The following is a 19745-nucleotide window of genomic DNA, read 5'->3' on the forward strand; positions in this document are numbered from 1 at the left end:
GTCTACAGAGCAAATCCTGTGGTGACTTTCGACCCCGAACGGCCACGCGCAGAGGCCGTCGCCGTGAAGAACGGCTCTGTAGTCGCCGTGGGCTCCACGTCGGACGTAGAACAGTGGATCGGCCAAGACACCAACGTGGTGGATTTCGGCGACGCTGCACTTCTTCCCGGGTTGACAGATGCTCACGTACATCCGATTTGGGGTGTGACGAGCATGGCCATCGGGGTAGATCTGACCGGACTGGACACGATGCAGAGCGTGACGACGCGTCTGCAGGAAAGCGAACCGGTCGGTCCTGACGAATGGGTGCTCGGCTGGGGCCTGGATCCCAATGTTTTCGATGGGCCGATGAGCGGTCGCCCGTTCGAGGAGACATTGGAGAACCGACCAGTTTATCTGCGGCTCAGAGATGTTCACTCCGCAATCGTCAGTCCCCGCGCGCTCAAGTTGGCCGCTATCACCGGGCGGGAGACGTTTGCCGACAAGTCGTCGGTCGACTTGGCCGACGACGGCCTACCGAGTGGACTGTTGCTCGAGCTCAGTGCCATGGCCCTGATCGAATCATGCCTCCCCAGAACCACGTTTGAGGAAACAACGGCGGCTGTTCTGTCACAGCTGCGGAAGATGGCCTCCGTCGGTCTCACCGGCGGCCACGTCATGGATTTCGTGGAGGGCAGTCGCGACATCCTCGAAGCCATAGAGCGGACAGCCGATCTGCCGGTGAGGCTGCGGCTTTCACCGATGTGCACACCGGATATGGACGAGGCCCAATGGAAAGACCTCCTCGATCTGCAAGGTCTTCACGGAAGACGCTGGCACGTCGAGGGCATCAAATTCATGATCGACGGCACTATCGACAACGGCACAGCGTGGCTCGAAGAGCCGGATATTCACGGAGAGAACACCGAAGCAATCTGGAACGATCCGGCAACTTATCAACGGGCGGTCCGCTATTTCATCGGCATGGGAATCCCGACGGCCACGCACGCTATCGGTGACGCCGCGGTGCGCTACGTCTTGGACGCAATCGGTGGGGCCGAGAAATCGGGCTCGAATATTCCGAACAGGATCGAGCACATCGAGACGATCCCCGACGACCTGGTCCACGAATTCGCAAGGCTCGGTGTCGTAGCCAGCATGCAGCCCATTCATGCAACGCACCACACACGCGCCGACCGAACCGACAATTGGTCCGCCCGCGTAGGCGACGAGAGAGCATCACACGGATGGCGCTGCAGGGACCTCCGCGACATCGGGGTGACACTTGCACTGGGATCGGATTGGCCTGTCACCCCGGTCGATCCCCGCGCAATGATGGCCGACTCCCAGCTGCGTCGACCGGTCGCGAAACCAAACATCGACCCCGTTCAACCCGAACAGGCCCTCACAGCCCTCATGGCATACGAGGGATACACCACTCACGCCGCAATGGCTGCGGGACGTCAGCATTCCGAAGGCACGATCAAGGTCGGCTACCGAGCAGACTTCACGGTATTGGCATCAAATCCCCTACTACTGAACGCGGAAGCTCAAGCCGCAAATTCGGTCGTTGCCACCATCATCGACGGCCAAGCGCAGTTTATCGTTGGAGAACATCGCCGAGTTGACGTCGCTCAGAGAACGGAGCAGTAGGGATCAGATATTCTTTACCAATATCGCACCGCCAGCACTGTGAACCGTCCGGGTTTCTTGCTGCTCCTACGCTTGCAACATCTCCGAGCAGAGTGCCGAGCAATGCTGAGTTTCCGCACCGTCGACCGTTCTGGTCCGCGGCCCTATCCGCCGGTCTTCGAGTAACTCTTGAGATCGAAGTTGCGCTCAGCGACGGTACTTCCCGACTGCTCGGGAGAGAACAAAATTTGTCGACGGGATCGTCGCGATCGCTTGGTCTACCACCATTGCCTTCACAGGCTTTGCCTGGGGACTACGCAGCTTTGGGATCAGATGACGGGGCTATGCAGTAGCGGACCGAATACGGGTGCCCGGCCGGCATCGTCGTCCGCTCGTGACGCCGGCTGTGCGGGCGTAGTCGGCCTGTGTACTGGGCAATACGACAAGTCTCGAAATGCAGGGGGATACCGGCACATGCAGTGCGCGATTAGGGTCACTACGGATCGATGTGTCGCCCGTCTCGGCCTGCTCATTGACAGGGGAGGGTTCATAAGGACGGGTCTCCCGACTTCACGGTGACATCGAAAGAACATACCGCCGAAGGGCCGACGCTGGACGTCGAACAATAAATATCAAGAGTCTCGATCAGTCCTGTTCCGCAATCGTTTTCGACCTTCCCAATCATGGAGTCGGGTTGTCGGTGGAAGCCTTCGCGTTCGACGATGTCGCGGACGACATCGTCGCTGTCCTGGATCGGCTCGGGCTGCCCGAGGTGATCGTGTGCGGCTACTCGCTCGGTGGGATCTGTGCGATGACCTTCGCCGACCGCCATCCCGCTCGAACTTCGGGAATCGTCGTCCAGGCATCCGCGATGCGCTACGGAGCGAATGTCCGCGACCGAGCATTTCTGTGTCTCTGCATGCCGTGCACCGGCTCGGTCTCGAGGCGGCGACGCGGTCGCTCCCGCTCCGCTACTTCCGCGCGAGCGGAAGCCGAACCGCTGCGGAGTGGGCGCGATGGGATTGGATCGACGAGCAGATGTCGTCCAATTGTGTCCACAGCGCGAGCACGGTGTGGGCGGCCGTTAGGCGGACCGGCAATCGTCACCGTCGAGTGTCCAGTCCGTGCGTGGTGACCGTGTTGCAACGAGACCGCGTCTGTCCGCCTGCTCTGCAGCGGGAGGTCGCATCCATCCTGGACGCGCACACCATCGAAAGTGGACGCCGACCACGACCTTCCGGTGACGGATCCCGCGGCCTATGCGTGGGTCACGAGTGACGCGGTAGCGTGAATTCTGGCGCAGAAGACGTCGATCGACTGACGGTCGAACGCGGGTGGTCGCAGGCGCGACCAAACATGCCGCGGCGCGCCCGCACACCGTCCACGTCGAAATCGCAGATCGATTTCGGGGTGCAAGACTGAGTGAATGGTGGAAATGCAACGGAGGAGACCCGGCAGGCCGCGAAATGCCGACATGGAAGCGAAGGTGTACGACGCGGTCCTCGAGGTGTACTGGGAAACCAGTTGGCGCGGATTCACCTTCGATGCGGTGGCTCGCCGCGCCAAGGTGGGTAGGGCTGCTCTCTACCGCCGATGGGACACCAAGGAGACGCTTCTGGTTCAGGCTCTCGAAGAACGTTCGCCGCTCTCGACTCCCATCGATACAGGCACGGTACGCGCAGACCTGATCGAGTTGTCGACGCAACTCAGCCGCGGATACGCCGAACTCGCCGGGTTGGTCTCGTTGCGGGTCACGCTCGATGCGATGGTCAACCCGGATCTGTTGGCGCATCTGACGCACACGTTGAACCAGAGTCGTTTGGTGACCGCCCGTCAGATCGTCGATCGGGCTGTGACGCGCGGCGAACTTCCCGCCAGCACGTCGACGACACTCCTTCTCGAGTTGGTGACGGGCGCGGTGCTCAGTCATTCGCTGTTCTCTCGGGCCCACGATTCGGCCTCCGCCTCGAGCCCAGCCGAGTACTCCGTACTCGTGGTCGACACAGTTCTGCGCGCCATCGGTCATTAGGAATATTTCGATCAGCGCTATTTACAGACATTCAGCGTCTGTAATAGAGTCACATGCATGCCCCACCCTTCAGCAATCCCGGTGATCGTCGGAGTCGGTGACCTCCGGCACGGACGAGCGGGCAATCCGCAGGATCCGCGCGAACCACTCGAGCTCATCGCCGACGCAGTCACCGCCGCTCTGGCAGATTGCGGATCGGCAGGCCTCGACGCTGCCGTCGACACCGTCTACGCGATCAAGACCAGCAGTTGGAACTACGCCGATCTTCCCGCACTGATCGGAAAACGCCTGGGCGCAAACGTTTCTCGGACTCTCACGAGCAGTGTCGGTGGCCACTGGCCGGCCGCACTGCTCGACCGTATCGGCGCGGACATCGCAGCCGGTTCGGCCGAAGTGGCCTTGCTCGTCGGAGGTGAGGCGCAGGCATCGCTCAAAACGTTGAACAAAGCAGGCACAGATCCGGCCTCGGTGGGCTGGACCACCGCGCCCGGGGGCCCGCCGACCTTCGATGCAACCGAACTGGGCACCGCCGATATGCAGCGCGCCGGAACGATCACACCCACCCGCGTGTACCCACTCTTCGAGAACAGCCACGGCGCGAGCCTCGGCGAGAGACCGGCACAGACACGAGCCAGTTCTGCTCGGTTGTACGCTGCGTTCTCCGACGTCGCCGCATCTCATCCGGCGGCGTGGTCGCCGGTCGCCCGAACTGCTCAGGACATCGCAACCCCGGGGCCGGATAACCGACTCGTCAGCGACGCCTACCCGCTCGCGATGAATGCGATGCCGTTCGTCGATCAGGCCGCGGCCGTCGTGGTGTGCTCGCTGGCCGCTGCTCGCGATCACGGCGTCGCCGAGGACCGCATTGTCTACGTGTGGGGCGGTGCGGGTGCACATGAAGATCCGAATGTGCTGGCGCGCAAAACGTTCGGAGACTCCCCCGCTATGCGATCTGCGACCGAGCGCATTTTGACGCGCGCCGGCCTGGGCGGCGACGAGTTGTCCATCGTCGATTCCTACTGCTGCTTTCCCGTGGTGCCGAAGCTGCTGGTGGGTGTGCTGGGACTCCCTGCGGATGCCGTGCCCAGCGTGCTCGGCGGCCACTCGTTCTTCGGAGGCCCCCTGAGCAGCTACTCGCTGCACTCCGTTGTCGAAGTCACGCGGACACTACGACACCATGACGCCCGTGAAGTGGCCATGGTTCATGCGAACGGCGGCTACCTCACGTACCAACACGCCGTACTGCTGTCCCGGCAACCGCACGCGGACGGCTACATCGGTGATCCGACGTCGCACGACGTCCCCGCCGAACTCCACTCGCTCACCCGCGACTACACCGGCTCCGCTGACATCATCACCGCAACAATCGAATACGACCGCACCGGCGAGCCTTCCATCGGGTTCATCGTCGCGCAGACACCGGACGGGCGACGGATTGCCGGACACACGAACTCCGATGACGCGGCAGCGCTCGTCGCGTACACCGCAGAAGGGACCCGGAGCCTGGTAGGGGCACCGGTCCGCGTCATCGATCGCGGAGGACTACTCACTGTCGAACTCGAAGAACAGGCGAACACATGACCGACGTCGTACTCACCGAGCAGCGCGGACACACACTGCTTGTCACGATCAACCGACCGAACGCGGCCAACAGCATCAATGCCGAGGTGCATCAACTCCTCGGCGCAGCGTGGGAGACCGCCCAAGCGACCGATTCCGTTCGAGCACTGGTGCTGACCGGGGCCGGAAGTGCGATCTTCTGCGCGGGTGCCGACCTGAAGGCACTGGGCACCCTGGGACCCGCAGGCGTCACTCCGGCTGACACCGCACACTGGGGATTCGCCGGGGTGGTGCGACATCCGATCACCAAGCCCATCGTCTGTGCTGTCAACGGCACCGCTCTCGGCGGTGGAACCGAACTTGCTCTGGCCGGCGACCTCGTCGTCGCGTCCGACACATCCGCGTTCGGCCTGCCCGAGGTCCGGCGTGGCCTGATTGCCGGAGCTGGCGGCGTGTTCCGGCTGACCGAGGCCATTCCGCGCGCCGTAGCGATGGAGCTTTTGGTCACCGGTGCCCCGTTGTCCGCGAACGATGCACTTCGGTGGGGCTTGATCAACAGGGTTGTCCCCGCCGCCGACGTCGTCGACACAGCTCTCGCTCTCGCCGACACCATTGCCGAATGCGCACCACTGGCCGTACAGGCAACCAAGATCGTCGCGCGCGGAATCGTGGACGGTGCTGTGCCGTCGGAAGATACGTACTGGCGCCTGACCGAGGAGGCGTTGGCGCGCTTGAGCACCTCGACCGACACCCTCGAAGGAATCATGGCATTCATGGAGAAGCGCGCTCCCATCTGGAGCGGAAAATGACTGGGCCACAGAGTGATATCGCCGTCACGGATTCGTGGGACACGCCCCACGCTCTCCGTATCGGCGACGGGACCGCCGAGATACTCGGCACGTTGATCGAGCTGTGATGAACGCGAAGCCGGTGCGACGCCAGGCGGTCGAACGGGCGCGGTCATCGATGAGTTCGGTCGTCGACGCCGTGCGTGGAGTCGATGTGCTGCGCGCACGCGGTCTGTTTCATCCGCTCCGCCTCGACCGTGCACTGAGGGCAAGCCGCACGGTATCGGCGCTAGGGCCGGTCGCAGGTGCTATCGAGCATGGCGCAGCGCTGCACCCGAACGCCACAGCGATCATCGACGACCGCGGACCGATGACCTACCACGGCCTCGACAGCGGCTCGAACGCATTGGCCAGAGCGTTGGCCGCACGTGGCGTCGGCTCAGGCAGTGTAGTGGCGCTCGTTGCCCGCGATCACCGAGGAATGGTGCTCGCAATCGCCGCCACCGCGAAAGTCGGTGCCCGACTGGCGCTCATGAATACCGGTTTCGCCGCACCGCAATTCGTGGATGTGGTCGCACGAGAACGTGTGAGCGTGGTGCTATACGACGACGAGTTCGACGCCCTCGTAAACGCTCTCCCGCCCGAGATCGATCAGGTTTCGACAGAGGGTGCGCGCAGCGACGGAACGGACAGGCCGAACATCGACGGACTGATCGCTGAGAATTCCAGCGCGCCACTGCCGCGGCCGAAGCAACCCGGCGGGCTCGTCTTGATGACCAGTGGTACGACCGGTACGCCGAAAGGCGCTCCTCGCGGCAATGTTTCGCTATTGCAATCCGCAGCGTTTCTCGATCGGGTACCTCTCGCTCGGAACGAGACGACGGTCATGGTGGCACCGATCTTCCACGGGACGGGGCTGTCGCAGTTCATCCTGACGCTCGCACTCGGCGGAACGGTGGTGTTGCATCGCAGATTCGACGCGGAATCAACGCTGGCGTCGGTGGAGCGCACCCGAGCCCACGCCCTGATATTGGTGCCGACCATGCTGCAGCGAATCATCGATCTGGGCCCGGATGTGCTAGCCCGCTACGACACATCGTCGCTGCACATCATCCTGTCGGCGGGGTCCGCACTACCTACCGACTTGGGCGTACGTGCTGCCGCGCATTTCGGCAACGTGCTTCACAACCTGTACGGGTCCACGGAAGTGGCAGTGGCGCTGGTTGCCACCCCTGCCGATCTGGCGCAAGCCCTGGGAACCGTCGGTCGACCACCTGTCGGCTGTCGGGTCGCTCTGTTCGACAACCAAGGCACGATCATCGACCGCCCCGGGGTGGTCGGACGGATATTTGCCAAGAGCACGTCGAGTTTCGGTGGATACACAGATGGCAGGAAGAAGGAGATTATCGACGGCATGCTCTCCAGCGGGGACATGGGCCACTTCGATGCCGATGGGCTGTGGTTCGTCGACGGCCGCGACGACGACATGATCGTTTCCGGCGGGGAGAACGTCTACCCCCTCGAGGTCGAGAACCTGCTCTCGGGACACACGGACATAGTCGAGGCAGTCGTGGTCGGAGTGGACGATCCGGAATTTGGAAAACGACTGCGGGCGTACGTTGTTGCGGCCGACACGGTAGACGCAGATGCGGTAAGAGCCTACGTTCGCGGAAACTTGGCGCGATTCAAAGTGCCCCGAGACGTCGTCTTTGTCGAGCAATTACCGCGAAATGCGACCGGGAAAGTGGTGCGGCAGCGGCTGGCCGCCATGACCGACACCCGCGGCAGCAGCGCTGAACCACTCCGCTGACGGGCACGGGCGCATCGACTGGACAAGAAGATCGGTAATCCGATCCGCTTGTTGCTCGTTCCCTGACAATGGGACAGCCGCAACATGTACGTCCGCCGCCCCGCCGATTCGACCGCCGAACGTAACGCAGCACAATAGAGTTGGTGAAAGTGCTGACTGGGTCGAAGCAAATCGGGTTCAGCTGGGACGCGCCAACACGGGGGTCACCGAAGCGCACTACATCCAGCGAATGACCTTGGCCCAGACATCAGCGACGCGCTGTTTGCGCCCAAGACTGAGGCCTCCTCGAATCAAGGTCCGACTGAGCCGATCGCCTGACTAGTTGGGCCTCGCCCCATCATCGGCAATTCTGCAGCGCGGGAGTGACCACACTTGCCGCAACCTGGCAGCCATCTGCCCACGAACGTTCGAACCGTAAGCGGACCCAGGCGCGGACAGGAACTGCCCCTATTCGCCGGTCTTCGAGTAACCCTTGAGATCGAAGTCGAGGTTCGCTGCTAGAGCGCGGTTGATGCCACGGTGGGCTTGCAGGAGACGCCGGGCAGCCATGTGATCCGATAAACGGTTGACTGATTCGACAGCCGTAAGCCGATCGTTGCGGAAGCGAAATACCGAAAATTTGCCCGAGTCGACGTCGCCTCGAAGTACTGATTCGTCGTCCGGCGATGCGATGCCGACTATCTGAAGTTTGGTGTCGCCTTGGTCCGACCAGAACCACGGGGTCGCTGTGTAAGGTGATGGTCTGCCGAGCGCTGTCTTGGCGGCAGTTCGAGCTTGATCGGTTGCATTCTGCACCGACTCGATTCGTACCGGGCCGTCGATGTGAACGCTCGGATGGTTGGCGCAGTCCCCTATTGCCAGAATGTCGGGATCGCTGGTCGTCAAGGTCGCGTCGACAACGATCCCGTTCTGTACTTCGAGACCGGCTTTTACGGCCAGTTCGGTGCGGGGTGTGACGCCGATGGACACCAGTACCAGGTCGGCGTCGATTCTTTCGTCGGTCGAAGTGCGCGCCGCACGGACTTTCCCATCTCGTCCTTCGAACGCGGTCACTGTTTCGCCGAACCGGAATGCCACTCCACGAGCTTGCAGTTCGCGTGCGAGATGCGACGCCGTGATACCGGACAGCGCTCGCATCAGTGGCGCTGCGTTGGGTTCGACGACGGTGATGTCGAGACCTCGTGCGCGGGCCATTGCGGCGACCTCGAGACCGATGAAGCCGGCACCGACGATGAGTACCTTTTTCGCCGGACCGAGTCGGTGCTGGAGATCATGCGCATCAGAAAGTGTTCTGAGCTCGACCACCCCATCGAGGAATCGTCCGGGGACATCGAGCTTTCGCCCGGCAGTGCCGGTGGCCAAGATGAGTTTGGAGTATCTGAGTACTTCGCCTGCGCCTGTGCGGATCTCGTGACGTGACCTGTCGATGTCGGAGACGCGGGTTCCGAGGTGGAGTGTGACGCCGTGGCGGTCGTAGTGGTCGCTGCCGCGCAGCGGGGCCAAGTCCGGTGATGTCGCGGTGCTGAGGTGCTCTTTGGAGAGTGGGGGGCGCTGATACGGCGCGTGGTCTTCATCTCCTATCAGGGTCAGTGCGCCGGTGTATCCCTGTTGGCGAAGCGAATCCGCCACCTGAACGCCTGCGTGCCCGTTTCCGATGACGACGATCTGGCTCACGCCGGTCATGACGTCGTCCCGGAGGGAACGTCGACGTCGATGTCGTCGAAATCGGTTCCTGCGGTCAGTTGGCAGGCAAGGCGGCTTCTGCCCTCGATTCGTTGGTCGCAGACTGCGTCGAGCATCTCGTCTTCGTCTTCTGTCATTTCGGGTAGCCGGTTCGCCTGGTCGGCCCACACGTGGACGTGGCACGTTGCGCACATCGCGCGGCCGCCACACTCGCCGATGATTCCCGTGACGCTTTGTGCAACAGCGGCTTTCATCAACGATTCGCGCGGATCGATCGCGACGTGGTCGACAGTACCGTCGGGGTGGTGGAAACGTGCCGTGGTCACGACGGGCTGCCAGGGAACGCGGGGACGGTCGATCTGTCCCAGTCGACGGGCAGCGAGGTCATGCCGCGAAAGACCCAACCTTCCTCTCGTGCGGGGCGATCGGGGTGTGGTCGGAGGGTAGGGATTACGTTGAACAGGTGCGGTAACGCCACGTCGGCGACTGAGGCACGGGCGACCCACGCTCCTGCACAGAAGTGAGTTCCACCGCCGAACGCCTGGTGGGGCTTCTTCTCTCGCGTGATGTCGAAGGTATTCGGGTTCTCGAAGACAGAGGGGTCCCTGTTCGCAGCTCCGACGACGACACCGAGATGTGCGCCGCGGGGCAGTTCGATGCCGCCGAGGACGGTCTCGCGGGTGGTCTCTCGCGGGTACATCCCTATGGGTGCAACCCAGCGGGCCGCTTCGTCGAACACGAGGGAATAGAGGGCGGGGTCCGCGGCGACGAGTGCGCGTTGTTCCGGTCGTGTCAGCAGTCCCCACACCGCGATGCCGAGCAGATCGCGGGGTTCGTTGATTCCGCCCGCGATGGTCATTTTCATATTGGCGCGGATCGAATCCATGGCTATTGGAGAGGCTGCCATCTGTGAGAGCAGGCTGTGGTCGGGATTGCGGCGAAGGAGCGGCAGGATTTCGTCCAGGGCGGTGTCGACTTCGTCGAAGGCCCGTTCCGACTCGGCCCAGACCAGCGGGTCGTCGGAGTAGTTTCCGGCTCCGTTGATCATGGCTTGCGACCAGCGTTGCAGGTCCTGGTTGGTTGCGTTGACCAGACCCATCACTTGCCGGAGATTCTCTGCCGCGTAGGGGGCGCAAAAATCCCATACGAGGTCTGCGCCCGGTCCGATCGCGAGCAGTCGGTCGAGTTGCACGCGGCAGTTCTCGTCGAAGATCTGGTTCCAATGTTGTTTGATGGCTCGGGGTTTGAGGACGCCACCGTACGATTTGCGTTCGTCGAGGTGCCGTGGATCGTCGCGGCGGAGCATGGAATGTCCAACTGCGCGTTTCATCAGCGATCCGCTTTCGTCAGCTGAGTACGTTTCTTGATCGTTGTCGATTGTGTGGCAGGCGTCGTATCCGGTGACGAGGTATCGGTTGACTGCGGGAACCCAGTGGACCGGTGATTCCTCGCGCATTCTGCGGTAGATCGGGAACGGGTCGGTGTAGAGGTCGACGATGGTGACCCAGTCGGCCACCGGTGCAGTCGCGGTGGTGGCACTGTCGGTCACTGTGGTCATCCTCTCGGTTGTCTGTGCCGATTCGTGTTGCCGAATTGCGTTGTCATGCATCATGTTTGATCCTTGTCTTGGAACGGATCCATCCGCCCGCGATCAGGCTGATCGCTGCGGCGAGGATCATGTACACCGCGATCGACATCGAGGTGCCCGTTGTGGCGAGGAGTGCGGCTGCGACGATCGGTGCGACTCCGCCGCCGACGATCGATCCTGCTTGGTAGGCGATGGACGCTCCGCTGTAGCGCAGGCTGGGCGGGAACAGGTCGGCAATGACGGCGGCTTGCGGTCCAGCCATCGCGGCGACGGCGGCCGTGGCGACGGCGAACGCCGCGATCATGGACGGGACGCTTCTGGAATCGACCAATACGAAGAACGGCACGGCCCACAAAGCGGCGAGGGCGGCGCCGCCGAGGAAGACCGGGCGGCGGCCGATTCTGTCGGCCAGGACGGCGAACAGCGGGATGCCGACGAGCCAGACGGCTGCCCCGGTGAGGATCATTTCGAGCATTAGCTCTCGCGGCAGGTCGAGTTGCGTGGTGCCGTAGGAAAGCATGTACACCAGCACCAGGTATCCCAGTGCAGTGGAGGCGACCGAAATCGCGGCACCGATCACCAGGGCACGCCAGTGCCCGGTGAGGACGTCCTTGAGGGGGTTTCGCCGGACGTCGCCGCGCCGCTTGACGTCGGTGAATTCCGGGCTTTCTGCGATCGACAGTCGAATCAGCAGCCCGACGACGATGAGAACTCCGCTCAGAAGAAATGGAATCCGCCATCCCCACGATTCGAAGGCGGACTCGGTCAGAAAGCGTCCGACGGCGAGGTAGGCGATGGTGGACAAGATGATGCCGGCGGGGACGCCCATCTGGGGGACGCTGCCGTAGAGGGAGCGGCGCGCGGGAGGGGCATATTCGACGGCCATCAGCACTGCGCCGCCCCACTCTCCGCCGACGCCGATTCCTTGGGCGAGGCGCAGTACGACGAGCAGAATCGGTGCTGCGAGTCCGATCGATGCATAGTTGGGCAGGACACCGACCAGCACGGTCGCCACGCCCATAATCATCAGGGACGTGACGAGCATTGCCTTGCGTCCGATTCGATCTCCGAAGTGGCCCATGATGATTCCGCCGAGAGGGCGTGCGAGAAACCCGACGCTGAACGTGGCAAACGCAGCGAGGGTGCCGGCGAGCGGGGACGCGGAGGGAAAGAACTGTGGGCCCAGGACGAGGGCCGCTGCGGTTCCGTAGATGAAGAAGTCGTACCACTCGATCGTGGTCCCGATGAAGCTGGCCGCCAAGACCCTGCGGCGTTGCGACTGCGTCGGTAGTGACGTCGAGATCGATTGTGCAGGTGTGCTATCGAGCTTGTCTGTGCTCATGACGCTCCGTATCGGTTGCAGGATGGGGTGCGCTCGCGTGTGCCTGCTGGATTCGTTCGAGAACCAGGCGCCGATCACCGACGTCGGAGGCGAGTAGCAAGGTCAGACGAAGAAGGAAGTGTGGATCGGACGCGGTGGTGTGGGCGTGGGCGTCGGAGAGCGCGAAGAAGATATCGTCTCGTGCTTCGTCGGTGAGGGTCATACTGCCGCCGTTCTCAGGTGTGAGACAGCTTGGGCAAGTGTCGATCTCGTCGGGTTGTTCCAGCTACCGGCGAGGTGTCCGTCGGGACGGATCAGGTGTACGTCCCCGGGGTGGCTGTCCCACTTCGATCGGGTCTTGCCTGACGGGTCAAAGGCGATCATGACCGACGTGTTGCGCGACGGAGAAGTTGCCGTTTCGACCGCAAGGGCCCGGAGCGGCCCGGGTCCGACGATGTCGTTCAAGATGTCGGTGATCGTCTTCGCCAGCGTCACGTCGGGTTCGAAGCATAGTAGCGTCGGTGTTCGCCCCAGCCGGTCGCTGAGGAAGTGCGATGTTCCGTCTCTGGTGCTGATCGGGCCGTCGGTGTAGACCTCCCCCGGTTGGGGGCCGCGTCCGGTGAATGCGCCGGTCGCGGTGAGCGGGGAGTCGACGTATCCGACCATGCTGGTTTGCCGCGGGTTGATCACCGAGCTCCATACTGTGTGGCCGGCGGCAACGAGCTGGAGGAGTGCATCGCGTACGTCGCGGTGGGCAGTGGACGGGGGTGCCATGAAGCGAGCAGATCGGGTGGCGAGGCGTATGTTCTCTCGAGCTGCGGCCACTCGTTCGGTGGAGTAGGTGTCGAGAAGGGTGTCGGGTCCGTCTGCGGTGATGACGTGGGCGAGCTTCCATGCGAGGTTGTGTGCGTCTTCGATTGCGGAGTTCATGCCCCTGATACCGAAAATAGGAATCAGGTGCGCGGCGTCGCCGGCCAGCAGCAGTCGTCCGCTGCGGTAGGTGGGAGCGGTGAGTGCGCGCGCTTGGTAGGACGAGGACCAGACCAGCTCGGTGTCGCCGCGTTCGCCGATGAAGTGCAGGTGTTCGGAGACCTTGGTCGTGATATCGGTGTCGCTGGTGATCGCGCCGGAGTCGAGCTGATAGTCCAGCCGCCACACGTCGTCGGGTTGACGATGCATCAGGACGGTCGATCCGGGATTGGACGGTGGGTCGAACCATGCGCGGCGCTCGGCGGGATGTCGGCTGGGGAATCTGACGTCGACGATGACGAAGCGGCTGTCGAAGCTTTCCCCTTCGAGTTCCAGTCCCATCTCGCGTCGCACGGTGCTGCGAGGTCCGTCGCATCCGATGACCCAGTCCCAGTGTCCGGTGGACGACCGGGAACCGTTGCGGGTGCGTACGAGGACCGGGCCGTTGTCAGAGGTGTCGATGCTCTCTACTGTCGTCGACCACTGAACGGTAACGGGATTGTCTGCGACGGAGCCGAGTTCGTCGACGAGCAGCTGGGCTACTCGATGTTGGGCGAGGTTGAGCATGGCGGGGAAGGCTTCGGTGCCGTCGTCCTCGAGCGGGAGTGTCATCACTTCTGTGTCGCGGTAGAAGCTGCGGGAACCGCGCCACGGCAGGCCCTCCTGCATGCACCGGTCGCCGACAGTGCCGAGGGAACCGAGGATCTGCAGAGTTCGTCGGGACAGGCCGAGTGCTCGACTCCCCTCTCCGATGCCCGGCGCGGTGTCGACGATGTCGACGCCGATTCCGCTGCGCGCCAGCGAGAGTGCGGTAACGAGCCCGGTAGGGCCGGCGCCGACGACGAGGACCCTGCTCATGCGGTGTCCTTGGCCCATCGCACGATGTGGTCACACATTTCTCGGGCAAGGTCTGGCTGGCCACGGAAGTAGTGGTCTGCTCCTCTGATCGCCACGAGTTCGCGCCGGTCGTGGTCGATGGCGTCGTACATAGACTTGGCATGTGACGGAAATGCTGCGGTGTCGGCGGTGCCATAGATGACTTGGACTGGAACCGACACGTGAGGGAGTTCTGCGGGGGCGTTGGCGCGGCTGTCGTCGATGCTCCACTGACTGAGCCATGCGCGCAGGCTGGTCAGGTGCCCGAGCGTGGCGGGTTGGAAGTTCGCTACCCAGGGATCACCCCACAGGGTCGTCGCCGCTCGGTCCGATTCGTCGATCGTCAGGTCCAGGAACCGGGGGTCCGCCGTCGTTCCGTGCACGACGAACGGGAGATCGTCCACGCATATTCCGGCCGGGCCGACGGGTGCCTCGGTGGCCAGCCAAGCGAGCTGGTTTCGCACCCACGCGGTGATGCGTCGGTTGCGTGCGAGTTGTTCACGCCGGTATCGGGCGAGGAACTCGCTCGTGTACGGGGGCGAGTTGTCTTGGTGGTACATGTCGAGTGAGGGGTCGCGGCGGAACGGGTCCGATTCGTCGACGATCGAGGGATCCAGGAAGTCGGTGAAGACGGTGGCACGGCCCGGATGCGCCATTGCCAGGACCAGTGCGTCGGCGGCGGGCAGGTCTGCGCGGGTCAGGTCGGGGCCGTCTCCTGCGGGCGTACTCGTGATTGTTGGGTTCTCGGCCTGCGATTGGTACAGCGCGGCAAGCCCACCGCCTCCTGAGTTTCCGACCAGGACGATGTGCGCGTAACCGAGGGTGCGGAGGTGGCGGATGGCCACTCCGATGTCGATGACGCAGTTCTCCATGGTCAGGGCGGTGTCGTTGCCGATGTACCGGGTGGTCAATCCGACTGCGTCGACGCCCATTTCGGCGAGCGGTTCCAGTGCATAGTGCCCCATGAAATTCGAGGTGGGGTGCACGATGAGGACGACGGTGTCGCTCGGTGTCGGGTTCGCCTGCCAGCGTGTGGCCCACAGCGTCGCCGCCAGTCGTGCCACACCGCTGTAGATGTCCACCCGCTCGGTGGTCTGTGCGGGGATTGCCAGTAGGTCGCGTTGTGCCATGTGATCGTCTCCGAGTATCGGTCGGTGTGGGGGCTAGATCCGGGCGTCTTCGAGGTCGAGGCTTTGGCCTCGCGCCGCGCACCAGTCACGGAGCGCGGCAAGGCCGTCGGTGCGATCCGACTCGGTGAGGGGTCGGGTTTGTACGGTGAGTTCGATGCGGACGCCGTTCGGGTCGAAGACGTACAGCGAGATCCACGTTCCGTCGTGGTCGACGATTCCGACGGGCTCGACTCCGTGGTCGAGGAAGTGCTGTCGCCACTGCGTCAGGGATTCGACGGACTCGACGTCGAGGGCGAGGTGTCGGATCCATGAGGGCACGCCGTCGTCGATGGAGGGTGCAAGCTCGTCGACCTCGAAGAACGCGACGCAGCCGCCGTTCGAGAGCGCGTAGAAGGTGTGCAGGAACGGTGTCGGGGCGCCGTTCGAGGGCACTTCGTCTAGTTGGATCGCTGCGACGAACGGGCACCGCAGTACCTCGGTGTAGAAGCGGTACGTCGCGGCAGAGTCCCATGTGGGGTAGGCGACGTGGTTCAACGAGGCCGGTCCGGTCAGATTCATCATGACTCCTTGACACATAATCGGATACCGTGGTTTACTATTGTGACAATTACAGTGACACAAGACACAACTGGTGTCAACGCCGATGTGCGTCATGTTTTGTGACCTGGTAAGGGGTGGTGCTCGTGAACGATCCGACGGACCTACAGAACCGCACGCCCAACGACCGGTCGCTCACTCTGGACCGAGGCTTGAAGGTGGTCAAATATCTTGCCGCACAGTCCGACACGGTGTCCGTTTCAGAAATTTCCGGCAACCTCGGCTTACATCGACAGGCGGTGTACCGATTGTTGGGGACCCTCGAAGAACACGGATTGGCGGTAAAGGCAGCCAGTGGTGGCTACAGGCTGGGTCTGGCGGCGGTATCGCTGGCAGGGTCGTGGATTCCGCGATTGGAAGGTGCAGTCCGACCGGCGCTACGCATGCTGGCGGACACATGTGCGGCGACTGCGTTCTTCACTGTCCGAGAAGGCGAGGAATACGTCGCACTTCAGGTGGTCGAGCCGACAACGACCGACTTCCACATCGCCTACCGCCCCGGGACCCGAACACCACTCCACCGAGGCGCAGGCGGAACAGCCATCCTGGCCGGCCGACCCGCGCGTGACGGAGAATCTGACACGGTTCGTCTTGCCCGACGCGACGGTGTCGCCGTGTCCTACGGCCAGGTCACCGCCGGAGCAGTCGGTGTCGCCGCCCCTATCGCGTTGTGGCGACCGGATTCACCTGAAGCGAGCGTGGGGGTATTCAACGTCGAGGCGGGTGCCGACGTCGACCTCATGAAGGCCGAGGTTGGTCGGGCTGCCCGGTCGATCGCGGATGAACTGTGACCGCCGCCCACGATTCAGCCCACCGGCCACAGGTCTCGAACCGTTCTAAGAATGACGGAGACTGTCACCACCTCACGAAGGAAATGAGGGATCAGAGATTCCGATAGCCGCTAAAGAAACCCAGAACATCTTCTTGTTGACGAACTCGTCCACGCCGTATCTACCGAGTTCTCGACCTGAACCAGAACGTTCGACGCCTCCGAAAGTCAACTCGGCACTCTCCGTACCGACGACGTCGACAAACACCATGCCGGCGTGGAGATTGTCAGCGACTCGCACCGCCTGCTTACGGTTGGTGGTGACGACGCAGGAACCAAACCCGGAGGGCCTGTCGTCTGCGACCTCGACCGCTTTGTCTTCGGACTCCAATCGGTACACAGTCGGAGTGATCCCGATCATTTTCCCACAAGGGGACGCTGTCGGGTCGAACCTGGTCAAAACTTCCGCGGGAAACTACACGCCTGCACGTTCGCCGCGGCGGTGAAGGTATGAGCACTCTCGGACCGCGCTGTCCACTGTTGGCTCCGATTCTCTGCCCTACGCTTGTTGGCCGATACGTGTTCCGCTACATCATTTCTCATAGTTCAGGAAGTTTGAAGAGCACGTGGCATTTTAGGTTGCCGAGCCGACAACTACCCAGTTTTATATCGCATACCACCCAGGTACCCGAACACCATTGACTCTGGGTGCCGGAGGGAGAGCGCTCCTCGCCGGCCAACCGGCACGTGAGGGAGAATCCGACGACGTCTGCCTTGCACGCAACGACGGCGTTGCGGTTTCCTACGGGCAGATCACTGTCGGCGCAGTCGGCGTCGCAGCCCCAATCGCTCCGTGGCGACCGGATTCTCCTGAATCCAGCGTGAGTGTCTGCAACGTCGAGGCAAGTGCTTAGCTCGAGCTCATGAAGGAGGAAGTCGCACGGGCCGCTCGATCTATTGCGAGTCAGGCCCCTTGTTCGATCGCGAGTCGATTGTGACTACAGTAACGAGCGATCTGGCGGTGGAGGATTGCTTGCCGATCCATTGATCATCGAGCACGTCACCGTAGCGCGGGTGTGGCGTGAACACAGTGCTCAGCCCTGGCGCATTGAGACATTCAGTTTCTACACTGCCCCGGTGTTGGTCGCGAATGTCACCACATGGTCGGTCTCAACCTGAAACCGCCGGAGAACCCTATCGCGTTGTGCGTGGACGAAAGGCCTAGATTCGGGCCGTGGACCGCACCGACGTTGCCGATGCAGATCGGGATACCGGACGACAAACCCATGACTACGTCCGCAACGGCACGCCAACACTGTTCGCGGCACTCAAGGTCGCGACCGGCAGGGTCACCGGAAGATACCGGCCGCATCACCGTCATTCGGAATTTCTGGTGTTCCTCAAACGCATCGCACGAGCGGATTCAGATGAGGGGCTTACCTGTTGATGGACAGCCACACGACGCACAAGAAACAGGAGGTACGAGGCTGGCTCATCGACAGTGCCAGAATCACACTCCATTGCACGCCCACTTCGGCATGGTGGATAAATCTGGTGAAAGTGTGGTTCAGGACCCTCGAGAAGGCCAACCGCCCAATAACATCGGACTCTTACCACCGAGTTGGGTCATTGCTACGACTGCACACCAGAAACCCCAGTTAGTCGGCCCACCGACAACCGGGGTCGCCCCCCGCTCCGCGCTGACCTACATTCTTCGCATCCGGTCGCTCTCTGTATTCCCTGCACGTACGCGTCAGTGAGAGCGGCCTCGTCGGCAGTGCCCGCGTAGCTAGCCGCGCCGACGAACCGCCAACACGCATTGCTGCGGCAAAGTCCATCCGAATTTCATGGCGCACATTCGAACGGTGGCTGTCACCGCGGCGCATGCGATTCCACCTTGGACAACTGAACCTCCGCACCGACGACCAACAGCAAGGCGACGGTTCCCAACAGTGCCGCGACGGCGTACAGAGATCCCACTTGCATCAATGCGATAGGCAATCCGAGAAAGACCTCGCGCAGTGCTGATCCCCCACGGCCGCGGCAACGCCAATGAAGATGGACGGGACAACGGGCAAACCGTTTCCAAGAGCCTTGGTCATGCCGATTGCCGCGTAAAGCCCCACGGTCATCGCGTCAAGTGCAATGACTACCCCGTCGATCTTCGAGAACATGCGTTCCAAAAGCATGCCGCCCAAGGCTGCCACGAGCGCACTCCAGTCCGAGACCACCGCCGACTCTGGAACGCTACAGTGAGCCGGTCCAAGTCTGTTTGGATCGCCGACACGACAAGCGCGCCCCCCGGACCTGACGTTTGTATCAGGAGCGATGCCCCGATTCCGATATGCCGGCTCTGTGGACCGCCGACCACAGATCGGGATGGTCGGGAAAGGACTCGGTAAGCGCAAGGATCGTGCGGTTCATCAGAAACGATAGTTTGCCAGTCCCGGAAAGATAAGGCGATGCATTGAGCGACTCGGGACGCAACGCCGCCCCATGATGAAGGGCTCTCTGTCCATCAAGGTCGAGGTCGTCGAGATCCAAGGGCGAACGTGCCTCCGATGGTGCAGACATCTCAGTAGTCGCCGCACGTACCGACGATCGAAACCTTTTCGACCGAGAATTCTGCCACCAGAAGGTGTCTCGTTTAGTTCTCGTATTTTGGTCGCGCGAACTCATCGCGAAGCTCCTCTATATCGGTGAACCAGGGGTTTCGTAGCCGTAGGGCGCCGACCCCGGGGAAACCGAACGCACAGAAATCGACCCGTCCGGCTAGACCGACACCGCACCTGTCGACCAGGTCGACCCGTACAGGCCCATCCCCAACCAGTCGGACGGCACGAGCGACGAGCACTTCCTGATCTCCGAACGGGCTAATTTGCAAAGCGCCGGTTCGAGCGTGAGGACAAAGAGATCGACAACGGTCCCGCGACATTGAAGTGACGCGGGACCGTCAACGGTGCGGTCGGCATGAGGATGGCAATAAAGCCCGAGTTTCGAGAAGTGCGTTCCCG

17 protein-coding genes and 1 pseudogene are annotated in these 19745 nt (G+C 62.5%); 8 read left to right on the forward strand and 10 right to left on the reverse strand.

The window, feature by feature from the left end; all coding sequences use genetic code 11:
* Positions 1-21 precede the first annotated feature (21 nt).
* From ACQR3T_RS23855 to ACQR3T_RS23880, 6 genes are all read left to right on the forward strand, one after another.
* Positions 22-1632 (forward strand): amidohydrolase, encoded by a 1611-nt coding sequence (locus ACQR3T_RS23855; RefSeq protein ID WP_428695062.1) that lies wholly within the window; start codon positions 22-24, stop codon positions 1630-1632.
* A gap of 610 nt (positions 1633-2242) precedes the next feature.
* The gene (locus tag ACQR3T_RS23860) at positions 2243-2746 is read left to right on the forward strand and encodes an alpha/beta fold hydrolase (RefSeq protein ID WP_428695238.1); all 504 of its coding nucleotides are present in this window, start codon (positions 2243-2245) and stop codon (positions 2744-2746) included.
* A 291-nt stretch (positions 2747-3037) separates the two neighbouring features.
* Entirely contained in the window at positions 3038-3640 is a 603-nt protein-coding gene (locus ACQR3T_RS23865) for a TetR/AcrR family transcriptional regulator (RefSeq protein ID WP_428695063.1), read from the forward strand.
* Positions 3641-3697: 57 nt separating this feature from the next.
* Entirely contained in the window at positions 3698-5221 is a 1524-nt protein-coding gene (locus ACQR3T_RS23870; RefSeq protein WP_428695064.1) for an acetyl-CoA acetyltransferase, read from the forward strand.
* Positions 5218-6009, forward strand: coding sequence for an enoyl-CoA hydratase-related protein (locus ACQR3T_RS23875; RefSeq protein ID WP_428695065.1), 792 nt, complete (start codon positions 5218-5220; stop codon positions 6007-6009). Before ACQR3T_RS23870 ends, ACQR3T_RS23875 begins: the two co-directional genes overlap by 4 nt.
* A gap of 106 nt (positions 6010-6115) precedes the next feature.
* The gene (locus ACQR3T_RS23880; protein ID WP_428695066.1) at positions 6116-7798 is read left to right on the forward strand and encodes an AMP-binding protein; all 1683 of its coding nucleotides are present in this window, start codon (positions 6116-6118) and stop codon (positions 7796-7798) included.
* Between the two features lie 447 nt (positions 7799-8245).
* On the opposite strand, the gene ACQR3T_RS23885 is transcribed toward ACQR3T_RS23880, so the two are convergent.
* Genes ACQR3T_RS23885 through ACQR3T_RS23920 form a run of 8 tightly spaced genes read right to left on the reverse strand, consistent with a single transcriptional unit; the run spans position 8246 to position 15926 of the window.
* Positions 8246-9481, reverse strand: a complete 1236-nt coding sequence (locus ACQR3T_RS23885) for an NAD(P)/FAD-dependent oxidoreductase (protein ID WP_428695067.1) — start codon at positions 9479-9481, stop codon at positions 8246-8248.
* Positions 9478-9807, reverse strand: a complete 330-nt coding sequence (locus ACQR3T_RS23890; protein ID WP_428695068.1) for a 2Fe-2S iron-sulfur cluster-binding protein — start codon at positions 9805-9807, stop codon at positions 9478-9480. The genes ACQR3T_RS23885 and ACQR3T_RS23890 overlap by 4 nt, the downstream gene beginning before the upstream one ends.
* A complete protein-coding gene (locus tag ACQR3T_RS23895; RefSeq protein WP_428695069.1) occupies positions 9804-11030 on the reverse strand; it encodes a cytochrome P450 in 1227 nt (408 codons plus the stop codon). The genes ACQR3T_RS23890 and ACQR3T_RS23895 overlap by 4 nt, the downstream gene beginning before the upstream one ends.
* Positions 11031-11082: 52 nt before the next feature.
* Positions 11083-12411 carry an MFS transporter gene (locus ACQR3T_RS23900; RefSeq protein ID WP_428695070.1) on the reverse strand — a complete coding sequence of 443 codons (1329 nt, stop codon included), beginning with the start codon at positions 12409-12411 and terminating at the stop codon, positions 11083-11085.
* Entirely contained in the window at positions 12389-12613 is a 225-nt protein-coding gene (locus ACQR3T_RS23905) for a hypothetical protein (RefSeq protein ID WP_428695071.1), read from the reverse strand. The genes ACQR3T_RS23900 and ACQR3T_RS23905 overlap by 23 nt, the downstream gene beginning before the upstream one ends.
* On the reverse strand, positions 12610-14217 hold the full coding sequence (locus tag ACQR3T_RS23910) for an FAD-dependent monooxygenase (RefSeq protein WP_428695072.1): 1608 nt from the start codon (positions 14215-14217) through the stop codon (positions 12610-12612). The genes ACQR3T_RS23905 and ACQR3T_RS23910 overlap by 4 nt, the downstream gene beginning before the upstream one ends.
* Positions 14214-15365, reverse strand: a complete 1152-nt coding sequence (locus tag ACQR3T_RS23915) for an alpha/beta hydrolase (RefSeq protein ID WP_428695073.1) — start codon at positions 15363-15365, stop codon at positions 14214-14216. Before ACQR3T_RS23915 ends, ACQR3T_RS23910 begins: the two co-directional genes overlap by 4 nt.
* A 33-nt stretch (positions 15366-15398) precedes the next feature.
* On the reverse strand, positions 15399-15926 hold the full coding sequence (locus tag ACQR3T_RS23920) for a VOC family protein (RefSeq protein ID WP_428695074.1): 528 nt from the start codon (positions 15924-15926) through the stop codon (positions 15399-15401).
* Positions 15927-16048: 122 nt separating this feature from the next.
* Here ACQR3T_RS23920 and ACQR3T_RS23925 point away from each other — a divergent pair, with 122 nt between their 5' ends.
* Positions 16049-16753: an IclR family transcriptional regulator gene (locus tag ACQR3T_RS23925; RefSeq protein ID WP_428695075.1), complete on the forward strand. Its 705-nt coding sequence runs from the start codon at positions 16049-16051 to the stop codon at positions 16751-16753.
* Between the two features lie 72 nt (positions 16754-16825).
* Here the strand turns inward: ACQR3T_RS23925 and ACQR3T_RS23930 are convergent.
* Positions 16826-17128, reverse strand: a pseudogene (locus tag ACQR3T_RS23930) (aldehyde dehydrogenase family protein); the annotation flags it as partial.
* An 837-nt stretch (positions 17129-17965) separates the two neighbouring features.
* On the opposite strand from ACQR3T_RS23930, the gene ACQR3T_RS23935 reads away from it, so the two are divergent.
* Entirely contained in the window at positions 17966-18178 is a 213-nt protein-coding gene (locus ACQR3T_RS23935; protein WP_428695076.1) for a hypothetical protein, read from the forward strand.
* Positions 18179-18716: 538 nt separating this feature from the next.
* On the opposite strand, the gene ACQR3T_RS23940 is transcribed toward ACQR3T_RS23935, so the two are convergent.
* Positions 18717-18938 (reverse strand): TRIC cation channel family protein, encoded by a 222-nt coding sequence (locus tag ACQR3T_RS23940; RefSeq protein WP_428695077.1) that lies wholly within the window; start codon positions 18936-18938, stop codon positions 18717-18719.
* Between the last annotated feature and the right edge of the window lie 807 nt (positions 18939-19745).

It is taken from the genome of Rhodococcus sp. IEGM1428 (genome assembly GCF_050321865.1).
Taxonomy (GTDB): Bacteria; Actinomycetota; Actinomycetes; order Mycobacteriales; family Mycobacteriaceae; genus Rhodococcoides.

Excerpts from the sequence above, each read along its gene's own strand:
- ACQR3T_RS23915 (WP_428695073.1), bottom strand. The coding sequence starts at position 15,365 with ATGGCACAACGCGACCTACTGGCAATCCCCGCACAGACCACCGAGCGG.
- ACQR3T_RS23910 (WP_428695072.1), bottom strand. The coding sequence starts at position 14,217 with ATGAGCAGGGTCCTCGTCGTCGGCGCCGGCCCTACCGGGCTCGTTACC.
- ACQR3T_RS23875 (WP_428695065.1), top strand. The coding sequence starts at position 5,218 with ATGACCGACGTCGTACTCACCGAGCAGCGCGGACACACACTGCTTGTC.
- ACQR3T_RS23885 (WP_428695067.1), bottom strand. The coding sequence starts at position 9,481 with ATGACCGGCGTGAGCCAGATCGTCGTCATCGGAAACGGGCACGCAGGC.
- ACQR3T_RS23905 (WP_428695071.1), bottom strand. The coding sequence starts at position 12,613 with ATGACCCTCACCGACGAAGCACGAGACGATATCTTCTTCGCGCTCTCC.
- ACQR3T_RS23870 (WP_428695064.1), top strand. The coding sequence starts at position 3,698 with ATGCCCCACCCTTCAGCAATCCCGGTGATCGTCGGAGTCGGTGACCTC.
- ACQR3T_RS23920 (WP_428695074.1), bottom strand. The coding sequence starts at position 15,926 with ATGATGAATCTGACCGGACCGGCCTCGTTGAACCACGTCGCCTACCCC.
- ACQR3T_RS23865 (WP_428695063.1), top strand. The coding sequence starts at position 3,038 with ATGGTGGAAATGCAACGGAGGAGACCCGGCAGGCCGCGAAATGCCGAC.
- ACQR3T_RS23900 (WP_428695070.1), bottom strand. The coding sequence starts at position 12,411 with ATGAGCACAGACAAGCTCGATAGCACACCTGCACAATCGATCTCGACG.
- ACQR3T_RS23880 (WP_428695066.1), top strand. The coding sequence starts at position 6,116 with ATGAACGCGAAGCCGGTGCGACGCCAGGCGGTCGAACGGGCGCGGTCA.